The organism is Achromobacter sp. EG18, assembly GCF_059759395.1.
In genome coordinates this window covers 5335133-5348954 of record NZ_CM186213.1, presented here as the reverse complement: position 1 = coordinate 5348954, position 13822 = coordinate 5335133, and the positions used below count along the sequence as shown (strand labels likewise).

The window sequence follows — 13822 nt, the reverse complement described above, 5'->3', positions numbered from 1 at the left end:
GAAACGCCTGGTTTGTCCGCAACGCGAACCCATTTGGCGCCAAATCCTGGCATTTGCCACAATTCTACGCTAGCGGACGCATCGCCCCGCGCCAGCCCGAAGTTTTTTTCAGCGGGGCGCGATCAGGCCAGCCAGATCCGTTTCAAGAGGTGACGGCTCGCCGCAGAGGCGGGCCCCGATCAGGTCGCCCATCAGCGCCGACCACGACAGGCCGCGCGAGGCATAGCCGACGGCCAGCCACAGGCCCGGCGCATGCGGCAATTCGCCCACCGCCGGCAGACGCCCCGGCAACACTGCGCGCCACCCCGCCCAGCCCGGCAGGCTGCCCGGCGCCAGGGCATGGAAGGCGGCAAAACCTTCGCCCAGCAGGCCGGCCGCCTTGTCCAAGGTGACGCGCTGGCCCTCGGCGCCGATGCGCGCCTCGCTGGCGCCATGCACGTAGGTGCTGCCCGCCACACAGCCGCGACCGGTGTCAGGCAGCAGATAGCCTTCGCCTCCCACCACGCAACGCGGGCCGCCGCCCAGCGCGCCCGCCGGCACCAGCGTGACTTCACCCGCCAGCGCATGCATCTGCGCCACCCGCGGCAAGGGCGCCAGCAGATTGCTGGCGGCCAGCACCTGTTGCGCGCCAAAAGCGTTGGCAAGGATCACATGATCGGCCCGCGCCAGCGTCGCCCCCGCCGCATCCAGCGCGCGCCAGCCGTCGGCGCCGCGCTCCACCCGGGCCACACTGCCCGGCACCGCCCGCACGCCCGGCGTTGCCAGCAAGGCCGGAATCAATTCGCTGGGCTGCACCAACATGCCCTGCCCAAAAAACACGCCGCCGCGCGCCAGCGGCAGGCCCGCCAGCGCGCTGGCTTCGTCGCGGCTCACCGCGCGCGCCCAGTCGGCGGGGAAGCCCAGGGTTGCCAAGGTGTCCGCCAGTGCCGCCGCGCGGCCCGCATCACGCTCGAGCTGGATCGTGCCGCAGACCCGCGGCGCCGCGCCACCCGGCAGGCCGGCCCAACGCGCCAGGGCGCGGCCGCTGCCGGCGCGCGACAATCGCGCGCGGGCATTGTCGTCACGAGCCAGCACCGGCGTCAGCGCCGCCGCCACATGGCCGGCATGGGCCGGCACGCCCCGCGCCAGGCCGGCGTCCAGCACGGTCACGTCCCAGCCGCGCAAGGCCAGCGCTTGCGCGATGCCCGCGCCGGCCAACCCGCCGCCCACCACCAGCGCATGCCGGGCGTTTTCGCCGACCGCGACCGGCGCAGCGTCCGCGCCCGCTGTCGCCGTGCCCACCGTCATGTGCCATTTGCCGCCGTAGCCCGGCGCGCGCCGCACCGCGAAACCCGCCTCCTGCAAGGCCCGCCGCAGCTCTCCCGTGCAGGCCCAGGTGGCGACCGTGGCGTCCGGCGCAGCCAGCCGCGCCAGGTCCTTCAGCAAGGGCGCTTCCCACATGCGGGGGTTGCGCTCGGGCGCAAAGCCGTCCAGGAAATACGCGTCCACGCGCGCCGACAGGCGCGGCGCCAGCGCCTGCGCGTCGCCGAACCCGAGCGTCAGCGTCACCGCGCCCCCCTCGAATTCGAGCCGATGCAGCCCGGGCAGCAAGGGCGGCCATTGCGCCGCCAGCTGCGCCGCCAGCGGCGCCAGGGCCTCGGGCGCATGCCGCGCCAGCAGGGCTGCCAGGTCTTCACCGCCGAAAGGATGCGCCTCCAGCGATACGACGTGCAGGCGACGCGCGCGTTGCGGGTCGTCGCGCCACGCGCGCCACAGCGCCAGGAAGTTCAGGCCCAGGCCAAAGCCGGTTTCGCACACCGTGAACGCATCGCGCCCGCGCCATCGCTCCGGCAGGCCGTTACCGCGCAGGAATACATGCTCGGCCTGCCCCAGGGCGCCGGACGGCGAATGGTAGACATCGCCATACGCGGGACTGTAGAGCCGGCCCTGCTCGTCGAATCCGGCAACGGCGGGGGTCAGGGGCACATAGGACGAAGACATGGGACGGCGGCTCAAGTAAAAATCGGGAATATCGGCAAGGCGGGATTATCGGACGACGCGGCCGCGTGCGTTGGATGCACACCACGCGTGGCGCGGCTTTTGCCCCGCCGCAACGGTCCTGACGCATACCTGGGCTTACACTGGTTTCATGGAAACCTACGACACGCCCCGCTCGCTGACCTCGCCCATCGACCTGTGCGCGGCACTGGACGCCGCGGTCACAGCGGCCCATGCCGGCGCGGCCATCCTGCAATCCTACGCGCACCACCGCGCCGACCTCGTGATCGATCGCAAGGCGCGCAACGATCTCGTCTCGCAAGCCGATCGCGAGGCCGAGGCGGCCATCATCGACGAACTGCGGGCCCGCACGCCCCGGTTCGGCATCGTCGCCGAGGAAACCGGCGGCCAGGCGCAGGGCGCCGCCACCTGGTACATCGACCCGCTCGACGGCACCACCAACTTCCTGCACGACATTCCCCACTACGCGGTCTCGATTGCCCTGATCGCGCACGCCGGCACCGCCATCTCGGCCAATGAACGCCTGGCGCAGGACATGCCGGTGGCCGGCGTGGTCTACGATCCCAGCCGCGAGGAACTCTTCACCGCGGTGTATGGCCTGGGCGCCTGGCTCAATGGCCGCCGCATCAGCTGCTCGCGCACCCGCACGATCGAAGACTCGGTGCTGGCCACGGGCTTCCCTTTCCGCGATTTCTCCTTCGCCAGCCAGTACATGCCCATGCTGCACGACGCCATCAACCGCGCCCGCGGCGTGCGGCGCATGGGCGCGGCGGCGCTCGACCTGGCCTGGACCGCCTGCGGCCGCTACGACGGCTATTGGGAAATGGGCCTGGCGCCGTGGGACGTGGCCGCCGGCACGCTGATCGTGCGCGAGGCGGGCGGCGCCTGCAGCGATATGCACCAGCGGGATTCCTGGCCCATCGGCGGACGCGTCGTGGCCGGCAACCCCGACATCGAACGCGCCCTGCACGCGATGATCGCCCCGCACCTGGACCAGCCGGACTGACGCCCGGCAGCCCACAGGGTCAAGCCGCCTGGCCCTGTCCGGCAGCGGCTTCGGCATCCGGACGCAACTCGCGCCGCAGGATCTTGCCGACATTGCTTTTGGGCAGCTCGTCACGGAACTCCACGAAGCGCGGCCGCTTGTAGCCGGTCAGCTTGTCCTTGCACCACTGCTGCACCTGGGCCTCGGTCAGCGCGGGATCCTTCTTCACCACGAACACCTTGACCGCCTCGCCCGAGTGCTCGTCCGGCACGCCGATGGCCGCGCATTCGAGCACGCCCGGCATCTGCGACACCGCCGCCTCCACCTCGTTCGGATAGACCTTGAAGCCCGACACGGTGATCATGTCCTTCTTGCGATCGACGATGCGCGTGTAGCCCTTGTCGTCCATGATGCCGATATCGCCGGTGCGGAAATAGCCGTCCGCCGTCATGACATGACGGGTCTCTTCGGGCTTCTGCCAGTAGCCGGCCATGACCTGCGGCCCGCGGATGCAGACTTCGCCGCGCTCGCCCAGCGGCACCTCGTTGCCCGCATCGTCCAGGATGGCGACATAGGTGGACGGCAACGGCAGGCCGATGGAACCCGAATACGCCGTGGCATCGCAGGGATTGACCGTGGCCACCGGCGAGGTTTCCGACAGGCCATAGCCTTCGATCAGGGGCCGCCCGGTGATCTTCAGCCAGCGTTCGGCCACCGCCTGCTGCACCGCCATGCCGCCCCCCAGCGCCAGCCGCAATCCCGAAAAATCCAGCCTGGCGAAATCCTCGTTGTGCACCAGCGCGTTGAACAGCGTATTGACGCCGGGGAACACGTTGATGGGCGTCTTGCGCCAGGCGTTGATCAGCGACGGCTGGTCGCGCGGATTGATGATGAGCACGTTGCGCATGCCCGCGTACATGCCATACAGGCCGCAGACCGTCATGGCGAACACGTGGTAAAGCGGCAGCGCGCTCAGCACGGTGATCTGCCGATCCGCCATGTCGCGCAGCGCCGGCGCCGCCACCGCCTCCATCTGCTTCACGTTGGCGGTCAGGTTGCGATGCGTCAGCATGGCGCCCTTGGGCACCCCGGTGGTGCCGCCGGTATATTGCAGCACCGCCAGGTCGTCCATCGAGATGGTCGGCGCGGTGAACGGCAGGCCGGCTCCCTTGGCCAGCACCTTCGGCAGCGTCAGCGCGCCATCGATCCGCCAGGGCGGCACCATCTTCTTGATGTAGCGCGCCGCCAGGTTTACCAGCGGCGCCTTCAGCCCGCCCAGCAGATCGCCCGGTCCGGTCACCACGATGTGCCTGAGCTGGCCGCGGTCGGCCACGCTCTGCAGCGTGTGGGCGAAATTCTCGAGAATGACGATGACCGCCGCGCCGCTGTCGAGCAACTGCCGCTGCAATTCGTCGGCCGTGTACAGCGGGTTGACGTTGACCACCGCATGACCGGTGCGCAAGGTGCCCAGCAGGGCCACCAGGTAGGCCGGCACGTTGGGCATCATCAGCGCGACCCGCGACCCCTTCGGCAGCCCCAGGCCCTGCAACCAGCCTGCGAATCCGCGGGCATGCGCATCCAGCTGCGCATAGGTGATGTCGCTGCCCATGGCGGTGCAGGCGACGCGTCCCGCGTACTGCTTGCAGGCCCGGTCCAGCAGGTCGGTCAGCGATGCATAGCCGTCGATGGAGATGTCGGCGGGAACCCCTTGCGGGTAATGGGCAAGCCACGGGCGAGTCATGGTGTTTGTCTCCATTAAATTGGTTTTTGAATGATGATAACCTTGTTGCGTTCCCAAATTCCGCCTGGTTCTTCCCATGAAACTGCTCGATCCCATCGTTGCCTGGCGCGACGATATCTCCCAGATCCGGCGCGACATCCACGCGCATCCCGAATTGGCGTTCGAGGAATTCCGCACCGCCGACGTGGTGGCGGCCAAGCTCGAGGAATGGGGCATTGAAATCCATCGCGGCCTCGGCGGCACCGGCGTGGTCGGCATCATCCGCGGCGACCGTCCCGGCGAGCGCGCCGTCGGCCTGCGCGCCGACATGGACGCCCTGCCCATGCAGGAAGCCAACACCTTCGCCCACGCCAGCAAGCACGCCGGCAAGATGCACGCCTGCGGCCACGACGGCCACACCGCCATGCTGCTGGCCGCCGCGCGCTACCTGGCGCAGCACCGCGACTTCGCCGGCACGGTCTACGTCATCTTCCAACCCGCCGAGGAGGGCGGCGGCGGCGCCAAGCGCATGATCGACGACGGCCTGTTCACGCGCTTCCCCATGGAAGCGGTGTTCGGCATGCACAACTGGCCCGGCATGGCGCCCGGCCAGTTCGGCGTGACCGCCGGCCCCATCATGGCTTCCAGCAACGAGTTCTCCATCGTCATCAAGGGCAAAGGCACCCACGCCGGCATGCCCAACCTGGGCATCGACCCGGTCATGGCGGCGGTGCAGCTGGCGCAATCGCTGCAGACCATCATCACGCGCAATCGCAACCCGCTCGACGCGGCGGTGCTGAGCATCACGCAGATCCACGCCGGCAGCGCCGACAACGTGGTGCCCAACCACGCCGAACTGCGCGGCACGGTGCGCACCTTCACGCTGGAGGTGCTGGACCTGATCGAACGCCGTATGGAAGAGATCGCGCGCCACACCTGCGCGGCGATGGATTGCGAAGTGGAATTCACCTTCCAGCGCAACTACCCGCCCACCATCAACCATCCGGAAGAAGCGGCTTTCTGTGCCGAAGTCATGCGCGACATCGTCGGCGACGACAAGGTCAACGACCACGTGCAGCCGACCATGGGCGCCGAGGACTTCGCCTTCATGCTGCAGGAATTGCCGGGCTGCTACGTCTGGATCGGCAACGGCGTCGGCGATCACCGCGCCGCCGGCCATGGCCTGGGCCCGTGCATGCTGCACAACGGCAGCTATGACTTCAATGACGAACTGCTGCCGCTGGGCGGCACCTACTGGGTACAGCTGGCGCTCAAGCGCCTGGCCAAGGCCTGACGCGGCGCCGGGAAAGGCGCCTGCCTCACGAAGAAGGCAACGGCTTCCCCGCGCTAGATGACTCCCTGCCCCGCCCGCACTGCCTGGCACATCGCCAGGAAGCGCTGGGCGGCGCGCGCGGCCGCGTCGGCATGCGGCACCAGGATGCTCAAGGTGCGCGTCAAGGGTCGCGGCAACAGCCGCAGCGCCGCCAGCGCGCCATCCTCGTGCCGCATCGACATGGCCGACACGAACCCCACGCCGAGGCCGGCGCGCACGGCCTGCTTCACGCCTTCCACCCCGGCCAGCTCCAAGCCGACCGAGGGCGCCAGGCCGGCATCGGTGAAGGCGCGCTCGACCAGCCGCCGCACGCCCGAACCGGGTTCGCGCATCACCAGCGGCGAAGCCGCCAGATCCCGCAGCGTGACCGCGCCCTTGCCCGCCAGGGCATGGTCGGCGCGCACGATGGCCACCACCTCGTCCTGCCGCCAGGCATGTACGGCGGTGTCGGCCGGCAGGCCCGCGGGCACGTCGCCTTCGATGAAGGCCAGGTCCAGCGCCGGCAGGCGTTCGACGATTTCCCGGGTATTGCCATCGGACAGGTGCAGGCTGACGGCCGGAAAGGCATGGCGGAAATCGGCCACCAGGCCTGGCAGCAGGTAGCTGGCCGGCGTGGTACTGGCCCCCAACCGCAGCACGCCGGTTTCCAGGCCGCGCCACGATTCGCGCACGGCCTGCGCCTGGCGGTACACCTGGCGCAGTTGGCGCGCCTGCTCGGCCAGGCGCTCGCCCGCCTCGGTCAAGGCGATGCCGTGGCCGCTGCGGCGATACAGCGGCTCGCCGAACCATTCCTGCAAGGCCCGCAGCTGGCCCGAAACCGCCGGCTGCGACAGATGGAGCTGCTGGGCGGCGCGGCTGATATTGCCGGCGTCGGCCACGGTGGCGAAGGTGAGCAATTGATCGGGAGTCATGAGTTCGCCGCGAGCCGGCGGCCATAGCGGCACTGATATCAGAATTTCTGATATTTAATATCAAAAATGAAAATTTTCCAAATAACAGCGCCGAAATTAATATTTCGCCTAGTTATTTAGATATGCAGAAAGGCCCGCCATGAGCACCGCCACCACGACCGCCCCGCCATCCGCCGCCGCGCCTGCCGCAACTGCCGGCGCGCCGGCCGCCACCGCCACGCCCTGGCGCGACAAGCTCAACGGCGTCCTGTTCGTCGGTCTCATGTCGGCCGCGGTCATGCAGCTGGCGGACTTCCCCGCCATCCGCCAACTGGGCTTTTCGCCGCTGGTGGTCGGCATCGTATGCGGCATGCTCTACGGCAACTTCCTGCGCGGCACCATGCCGGTCGACTGGGGCGTGGGCGTCAACTTCACCGCGCGCCGCCTGCTGCGCATCGCGGTGGCCTTCTATGGCCTGAACATCAGCATCCAGCAGATCGCCGCCGTCGGCCTGCCCGGCCTGGCGGTGTCGGTGGCGGTGGTGGTGGGCACGCTGCTGCTGGGCACCTGGGTCGGCCAGCGCATGCTGGGGCTGGACCGCGACACCGCCATGCTGACCGCCGCCGGCAGCGCCATCTGCGGCGCGGCGGCCGTGCTGGCCTTCGAGCCGACCCTGCGCGCGCAGCCGCACAAGAGCGCCGTGGCGGTGGCCACCGTGGTGCTGTTCGGCACGCTGTCGATGTTCCTGTATCCGGTGCTGTACCACGCCGGCTGGCTGCCTTTCGACACCCAGGCGCTGGGCATCTACATCGGCGGCACCATCCACGAAGTGGCGCAGGTGGTCGGCGCGGCCAGCAACATCGACCCCGCCACCACGGAAGTGGCCACCATCGTCAAGATGACCCGCGTCGCCCTGCTGGTGCCGGTGCTGCTGATTCTCGGCCTGTACCTGCGCAGCGCCGCCAGCCACGCCGGCGGCAACGCCAAGGGCGCCAAGCTGCCGATCCCCTGGTTCGCGGTCGGCTTCCTGGTCCTGGCCATCGTCAATTCGCTCAACATCATCCCGACGGACGTCGCCGACGCCATCCGCCGCCTGGACGTCTTCGCCCTGACCATGGCCATGACGGCGCTGGGCATCGAGACCCGCTTCGCCAACATCCGCAAGGCCGGTCCGCGCGTGATGGCGCTGGGCCTGATCCTGTACGCCTGGCTGCTGGTCGGCGGCTACGGCATCGTCAAGCTTGCGTCCTGATCCGCGCCGGCTTCGATAAAGCGCTTCGACGGGGCGCCGGTCCGCGCCGGCGCCCCGTTTTTCCTGCATAATCGGCTGGTTGCCTTGCATTGGAGCCGGCCGCATGACCTCCAGCACCAAAACTCCCTTCACGACCTTGCCCGCCAATCGCGACGCCGTATTGCGCGTCATGCCGATGCCGGCGGATGCCAACATCCACGGGGACGTTTTCGGCGGCTGGATCATGTCCCAGGTCGACATCGCCGGGTCCATTCCCGCCGCCCGCCGCGCGGCCGGCCGCGTGGCCACCGTCGCCGTCAACGCCTTCCAGTTCAAGCAACCCGTGTTCGTGGGCGACCTGCTCAGTTTCTACGCGTCCATCGTAAAGACCGGCAAGACCTCCATCACCGTGTCGGTCGAGGTCTACGCGGAACGCCAGCGCCTGGACGCCGAAGTCGTCAAGGTCACCGAGGCCACGCTGACCTACGTCGCCACCGACGAAGCGCGGCGCAGCCGCCCTCTTCCCATTCTTTGAGTCGTAACGCATGACGCAGTCCGCCGCCGCGCAGAAACCGCCCGCGACGCCCCGCCGCCTCGACCCGGAAGACGCGCAGCACGCCCTGGCCGAAGTCCAGGAACGCCTGCGCCGCCAGCAACTGGTCGCCGACCTGGTGCATCGCCAGGAAGAAGGCGACGCCAAGGCCAACCTGGTCGAAGACCTGGTGCACCGCCAGCACGAGGCGGAACTCAAGACCCTGTTGGACGGCCTGCATCCCGCGGATATCGCGTTCATCCTGGAATCGCTGCCCAAGGACGAACGCCAGTCCATCTGGAAGCTGGTCAGCCCCGAGCACGACGCCGACGTGCTGCTCGAGGTCGAGGACTGGGTCCGTGAATCGCTGATCGAAGCGATGGACCGCCAGGACCTGGTGGCCGCCACCGGCAACATGGATGCCGACGAGCTGGCCGACCTGGCGCCCGACCTGCCGCCGGACGTGGTGGCCGAGGTGCAGAAGGGCCTGACCGAGGAAGAACGGGCCCAGTTGCTGGAAGCCATGGGCTATCCGGAAGACAGCGTCGGCGCCATCATGGACTTCGAAATGGTCCGGGTGCGCGAGGATGTCACGCTCGAAGTGGTGCTGCGCTACCTGCGCCGCCTGCACGAACTGCCCGACCACACCGACCAGATCTTCGTGGTCGACCGCCAGGACAAGCTGCAGGGCATCCTGCCGCTGTCGCGCCTGCTGGTCAGCGAACCCGAGACCGAAGTGCGCGCGGTCATGAACTCGGACTTCCTGACACTCAATCCGCTCGATTCCGACGCCGACGCCGCCGGCGCATTCGAGCGCTACGATCTGGTTTCGGCCCCCGTGATGGACGACCAGGGCCGCCTGATCGGCCGCGTCACCATCGCCGACGTGGTCGACGTGATGCGCGAAGACTCCCAGGAACAGGCGCTGTCGCGCGCCGGCCTGCAGGAAGAGGACATCTTCGCGCCGGTCAGCACGGCGCTGCGCAACCGCGCGCCCTGGCTGCTGTTCAACCTCTGTACCGCCGCCACGGCCTCGTTCGTGGCCTCGCAATTCGAGGGCACGGTCAGCCAGATCGTGATCCTGGCGTTCCTGATGTCCATCGTCGCCGGCATCGGCGGCAATTCGGGCAACCAGACCATGACGCTGATCATCCGCGCCCTGGCCATGGGCCGCATCACCGGCCGCAACCTGTGGCAGTTGGTCAAGCGCGAACTGTTCGTGACCTTGATGGTGGGCCTGTGCGGCAGCCTGGTGGCGGCCTTGTTCGCCTGGGCGATCTCGCACTCGATCTCGATCGCGCTGGTGATGATGGCCGCCATGGTCTGCAACATGCTGGTGGGCGCCTCGGTCGGCGTGCTGGTGCCGATGGTGCGGGCCCGCTTCGGCAAGGATCCCGCCATGGGTTCGTCGGTGCTGTTGACCTTCGCCACGGACTCGCTGGGCTTTTTCATCTTCCTGGGACTGGCCACCATTTTCCTGCTGTAGCGCGTCCACAACGGACCTGCACGTGATTGTTTCACGGCATGTCCCAGGCCCGCATTTGACAGCTGCGTGACAGTAAAGATGACAGGCGCTCCGTTACAGTAACGGGGTTGTCATCATCTTTCGTGTTTCCGCAATGACCGCCAGACTCCGGGCAGTGCTTTTTTGCCTGCTGCTCTCGACCTTCAGCGCCGCCGCGCATGCCTGCGAAAACCTGCCCTCGTGGGCCCAATCCGCCTGCAACCGCCTGGACCAGATCTGGACGGAAGGCGGCAATGACCTCTATTTCAGCGGCTACGCCTGGCACAACCGCGCCATGTACAGCCGCGACAAGATCAACAGCTTCAACGAACTGGCGTGGGGCGGCGGCTACGGACGCAGCATCTACGACGAAGACGGCGACTGGCAGGGCCTGTACGCCATGGCGTTCCTGGATTCGCACAGCAAGGTCGAACCGATCGCCGGCTACGGCTTCCTGAAGATCGGACGGGTCAGCGAGAATTTCCGGCTCGGCGCCGGCTACACCGTGTTCCTGACGGCACGCCACGACATCATGAGCTACGTGCCGTTCCCCGGCGTGCTGCCACTGGTCTCGGCCGGCTACAAGGACACCATGCTGTACGCCACCTACATCCCCGGCTCGCGTGGCGCCGGCAACGTGTTGTTCATGTTCGGCCGCTGGTCCTTCTGACGGCCAGGCACCGCCGCGCCCGCGGCGGCCCGCGCGTTCAGCAGGGCTGCATGCCCAGGCGGCGCACCAGCTCGCCCAGGCGCCAATCGTCAATGCCGTGGGCGCGCAGCGCCTTCTCGGTCTCCACCACGTAGTCCAGGCACGGACCCGAATGTCCCACCGCATTGCGCACCGACGCCAGCAGGCGGTCATCGGTGAGGTCGGCGGCGTATTCCTGGCAGGCGCGATTGAGCAGGAACACCAGCCCGCGCACTGGCGCCTGATCGGTATGGCAGGTCAGCCAGCGCGGCGTGTAGGCGCCGGTCACCATCTCGCGGCGCCACAGCGCCGCGAACACCGTGGGGACATCGCTGGCCGCGATCTGGAAGGCCACGCCGCGGCAGCAGCCGCCGCGGTCCAGCCCGAACACCAGGCCGGGATTGTCGGGCGAACCGCGATGGTCGTGCGACCACAGGCAGAGCGAACGATGGTAGCCACGCACGGTCGCCAGGCGGCGTTCGCGCCACGCGAAGCCGGGATGCCAGATCAGGGAACCATAGGCGAACACCCACAGGTCGTCGGCGCCATTCCATCCAACCAAAAGATCTTCCACCGACGCGGGTAGCGTCTTCGCCAGTCCGGCGCAGCCGGCGGGTACTGCCAACGACATAGGGTCCTCTGATATCCCGGGTTCATTCCCATGGCGGGAACGATGGATATGCTACGCCGCCTGCCGCGCAAAAGAATTGCGAGATGGGGCGCCTGCAACACGCGGAAAGAAATTTGTATTCGCGGCGGCCGCGCGCGGGAGAAAAAAATTGCGTCCGGGCGCCAGGCCGCCGCCACGGACCCGCGCGGCGCCGCGGCGCGGGGACACGCCGCCCGCGGCCCGCAGCCGGTCAGAGCGCGTCCAGCGGCAGCTCGGTGGTGCTCTTGATCACTTCCATGGAAAAGCTGGCGCTCACGTCCAGCAGGTCCACGGCGGCGATCAGGCGGCGGTAGAAGCGGTCATAGGCCGCCATGTCCTCGACCACCACCTTGAGCAGGTAATCGATATCCCCGGCCATGCGATGGAATTCGACCACGTTGGGCAGCGCCATGACCGCGTTGATCAGGCTCTGGGTCCACTTCTCGTTGTGCTGGCTGGTCTTGATGGACACGAACACGGTCAGGTTCAGGCCCAGCGCGCGGGGATCCAGCAGGATCGCATTGCGCGCAATGACCCCGTCGTCCTTGAGTTTCTGGATGCGGCGCCAGCACGGCGTGACGGACAGGTTGACCTGCTCGGCGATTTCGGCGACCGAACAGGTGGCATCCTTCTGCAACAACGCCAGGATCTTGATGTCGGTCTGGTCCATGGAGGCTCCTCAAGCGGTATCGGCGCATCTTGCCTTGGCGCCTCCGCGCCGTCCACCCGAGGAACACCCTAGGCGGCCCTTGGCGCGGCGTCAGTACGTGCCCGGGTAGCCGCCGCCATCGAGCAGGATGTTCTGCGCTGTCATGTAGCCGGCCTGCGCCGAACAGACGTAGGCGCACAGCGCGCCCAGCTCCTCGGGCTGGCCATAGCGGCCGGCCGGGCTGGCGCGGCCGCGCTCGTCCCACAGCTGCTCGAAGGTCTTGCCGCCCTCTTCCAGCATGCCGCGGATGTGGCGAGCCTGCGCATCGGTGGCGAAGGCGCCGGGCAACAGGTTGTTGATGGTGACGTTGTGCCTGACGGTCTGCCGCGCCAGGCCGCTGACAAAGCCGATCAGCCCCGCCCGCGCGCCATTGGACAGCCCCAGTTCGGCATGCGGCGCCTTGACGCTGCGCGACACGATGTTGACGATGCGGCCGAAGCGCCGCTCGATCATGCCGTCGACCACGCGGCGGATCATGTCGATCGGGCCCAGCATCATCGCGTCCAGCGCCGCGATCCAGTCGTCGTGCGACCAATCGCGGAAATCGCCCGGCATGGGACCGTCGGCGTTGTTCACCAGGATGTCCGGACGCGGGCAGGCGGCCAACGCGGCATCGCGCCCTTCGGGACGGGTCAGGTCGGCCGAGACCCAGCCCACGCCGATGCCCGCCACGCGCGAGATCTCGGCCGCCGCCTGCTCCAGCGTCTGCGGATTGCGGGCGGCGATCGTCACCGCCACGCCCTCGCGCGCCAATTGCAGGGCGCAGGCGCGGCCCATGCCGCGGCTGCCGCCGAATACCAGTGCCGTCTTGCCGCTGATCCCGAGATCCATGCCAACCCCCTCCAGAGTGGTACCAAGAAGCGAACCAGTATAGGAGCCGGGGCGGCGCGCGGGGGGTGGAATTTTTTTCTAAACATCGGTTCGACACGGGCCAATTTGGCAAAGGCATTCCAACCCGAATCCCTAAGATGAAGGCTTGTCCTTCAGGCGTGCCACCATGCCCAACCTTCCACTCGCCACCGCCGACCTGCGTACGCTGTGTGAATCGGTGCAGGCCGCCCAGATGAACGCGGCGCGCGCCTTCCTGCGCGAGCTTGCCGCCACCGTCGCCAATGCGGGCGACATGCTGCGCGCGCTGCCACCCGACCTGCGCGACGGCCGGCCCGAGCACTACACCCGCCACATCGCCTATGCCGATCCGCACGGCGCCTTCACCGTCGCCTACCTGATCTGGCGCCCGGGGCAATTCAGCCCGGTGCACGGCCACAAGACCTGGTGCACCTACCAGGTGCTGCAAGGCGAGCTGGTCGAAACCCATTACCGCTGGGATCCGGCGGCGGGCGCGGCCCGGCCTTGCGGCCAGGTCAGCCGCCGCCCGGGCGACATCGTCACCGCCACCCAGGGCCTGCACCAGATCCACCGCCTCGGCAACGCCGGCCCGGGCGTCGCCGTGTCGCTGCACATCTACGGAGTCGACCAGGCCGACCTCTGCACCGGCGTCAACCATCTGGTGCCCACGCCGGCGCCCCACTGAACGCGCGCCACGGCGCCCGTCCCGCGGCATCGAGCCATGAAAAAAGCGG

General features: G+C 68.3%; 13 protein-coding genes. 7 read left to right on the top strand and 6 right to left on the bottom strand.

Annotated elements, in window-relative coordinates; translation table 11 throughout:
- Positions 1-108: 108 nt before the first annotated feature.
- A complete protein-coding gene (gene mnmC / locus AC6CR5_RS24730) occupies positions 109-1980 on the bottom strand; it encodes a bifunctional tRNA (5-methylaminomethyl-2-thiouridine)(34)-methyltransferase MnmC2/FAD-dependent 5-carboxymethylaminomethyl-2-thiouridine(34) oxidoreductase MnmC1 (RefSeq protein WP_269877790.1) in 1872 nt (623 codons plus the stop codon).
- Between the two features lie 148 nt (positions 1981-2128).
- Between mnmC and AC6CR5_RS24725 the strand changes: the two genes are divergently transcribed.
- Positions 2129-3004 carry an inositol monophosphatase family protein gene (locus AC6CR5_RS24725; RefSeq protein WP_006388807.1) on the top strand — a complete coding sequence of 292 codons (876 nt, stop codon included), beginning with the start codon at positions 2129-2131 and terminating at the stop codon, positions 3002-3004.
- 19 nt (positions 3005-3023) lie between these two features.
- On the opposite strand, the gene AC6CR5_RS24720 is transcribed toward AC6CR5_RS24725, so the two are convergent.
- Complete coding sequence (locus AC6CR5_RS24720; RefSeq protein ID WP_006388806.1) at positions 3024-4724, bottom strand: AMP-binding protein; 1701 nt, start codon at positions 4722-4724, stop codon at positions 3024-3026.
- A gap of 76 nt (positions 4725-4800) precedes the next feature.
- Here AC6CR5_RS24720 and AC6CR5_RS24715 point away from each other — a divergent pair, with 76 nt between their 5' ends.
- A complete protein-coding gene (locus AC6CR5_RS24715) occupies positions 4801-5997 on the top strand; it encodes a M20 aminoacylase family protein (protein WP_006388805.1) in 1197 nt (398 codons plus the stop codon).
- A gap of 53 nt (positions 5998-6050) precedes the next feature.
- Here AC6CR5_RS24715 and AC6CR5_RS24710 read toward each other — a convergent pair whose 3' ends face one another.
- Entirely contained in the window at positions 6051-6947 is an 897-nt protein-coding gene (locus AC6CR5_RS24710; protein ID WP_006388804.1) for a LysR family transcriptional regulator, read from the bottom strand.
- Between the two features lie 139 nt (positions 6948-7086).
- On the opposite strand from AC6CR5_RS24710, the gene AC6CR5_RS24705 reads away from it, so the two are divergent.
- From AC6CR5_RS24705 to pagP, 4 genes are all read left to right on the top strand, one after another.
- The gene (locus AC6CR5_RS24705; RefSeq protein ID WP_448684659.1) at positions 7087-8178 is read left to right on the top strand and encodes a YeiH family protein; all 1092 of its coding nucleotides are present in this window, start codon (positions 7087-7089) and stop codon (positions 8176-8178) included.
- Between the two features lie 103 nt (positions 8179-8281).
- Positions 8282-8692: an acyl-CoA thioesterase gene (locus AC6CR5_RS24700; protein ID WP_006388802.1), complete on the top strand. Its 411-nt coding sequence runs from the start codon at positions 8282-8284 to the stop codon at positions 8690-8692.
- A gap of 10 nt (positions 8693-8702) precedes the next feature.
- Entirely contained in the window at positions 8703-10175 is a 1473-nt protein-coding gene (gene mgtE / locus AC6CR5_RS24695; protein WP_006388801.1) for a magnesium transporter, read from the top strand.
- Between the two features lie 133 nt (positions 10176-10308).
- Positions 10309-10863 carry a lipid IV(A) palmitoyltransferase PagP gene (gene pagP, locus AC6CR5_RS24690; RefSeq protein ID WP_006388800.1) on the top strand — a complete coding sequence of 185 codons (555 nt, stop codon included), beginning with the start codon at positions 10309-10311 and terminating at the stop codon, positions 10861-10863.
- Positions 10864-10900: 37 nt separating this feature from the next.
- Here pagP and AC6CR5_RS24685 read toward each other — a convergent pair whose 3' ends face one another.
- The 3 genes from AC6CR5_RS24685 to AC6CR5_RS24675 form a co-directional block, all read right to left on the bottom strand.
- On the bottom strand, positions 10901-11512 hold the full coding sequence (locus tag AC6CR5_RS24685; protein ID WP_045952871.1) for a gamma-glutamylcyclotransferase: 612 nt from the start codon (positions 11510-11512) through the stop codon (positions 10901-10903).
- A 229-nt stretch (positions 11513-11741) separates the two neighbouring features.
- The gene (locus AC6CR5_RS24680; protein ID WP_006388798.1) at positions 11742-12200 is read right to left on the bottom strand and encodes an Lrp/AsnC family transcriptional regulator; all 459 of its coding nucleotides are present in this window, start codon (positions 12198-12200) and stop codon (positions 11742-11744) included.
- Positions 12201-12290: 90 nt separating this feature from the next.
- Entirely contained in the window at positions 12291-13070 is a 780-nt protein-coding gene (locus AC6CR5_RS24675) for an SDR family oxidoreductase (RefSeq protein WP_006388797.1), read from the bottom strand.
- Between the two features lie 166 nt (positions 13071-13236).
- Here AC6CR5_RS24675 and AC6CR5_RS24670 point away from each other — a divergent pair, with 166 nt between their 5' ends.
- A complete protein-coding gene (locus tag AC6CR5_RS24670; protein ID WP_053499431.1) occupies positions 13237-13773 on the top strand; it encodes a cysteine dioxygenase family protein in 537 nt (178 codons plus the stop codon).
- Positions 13774-13822 lie beyond the last annotated feature (49 nt).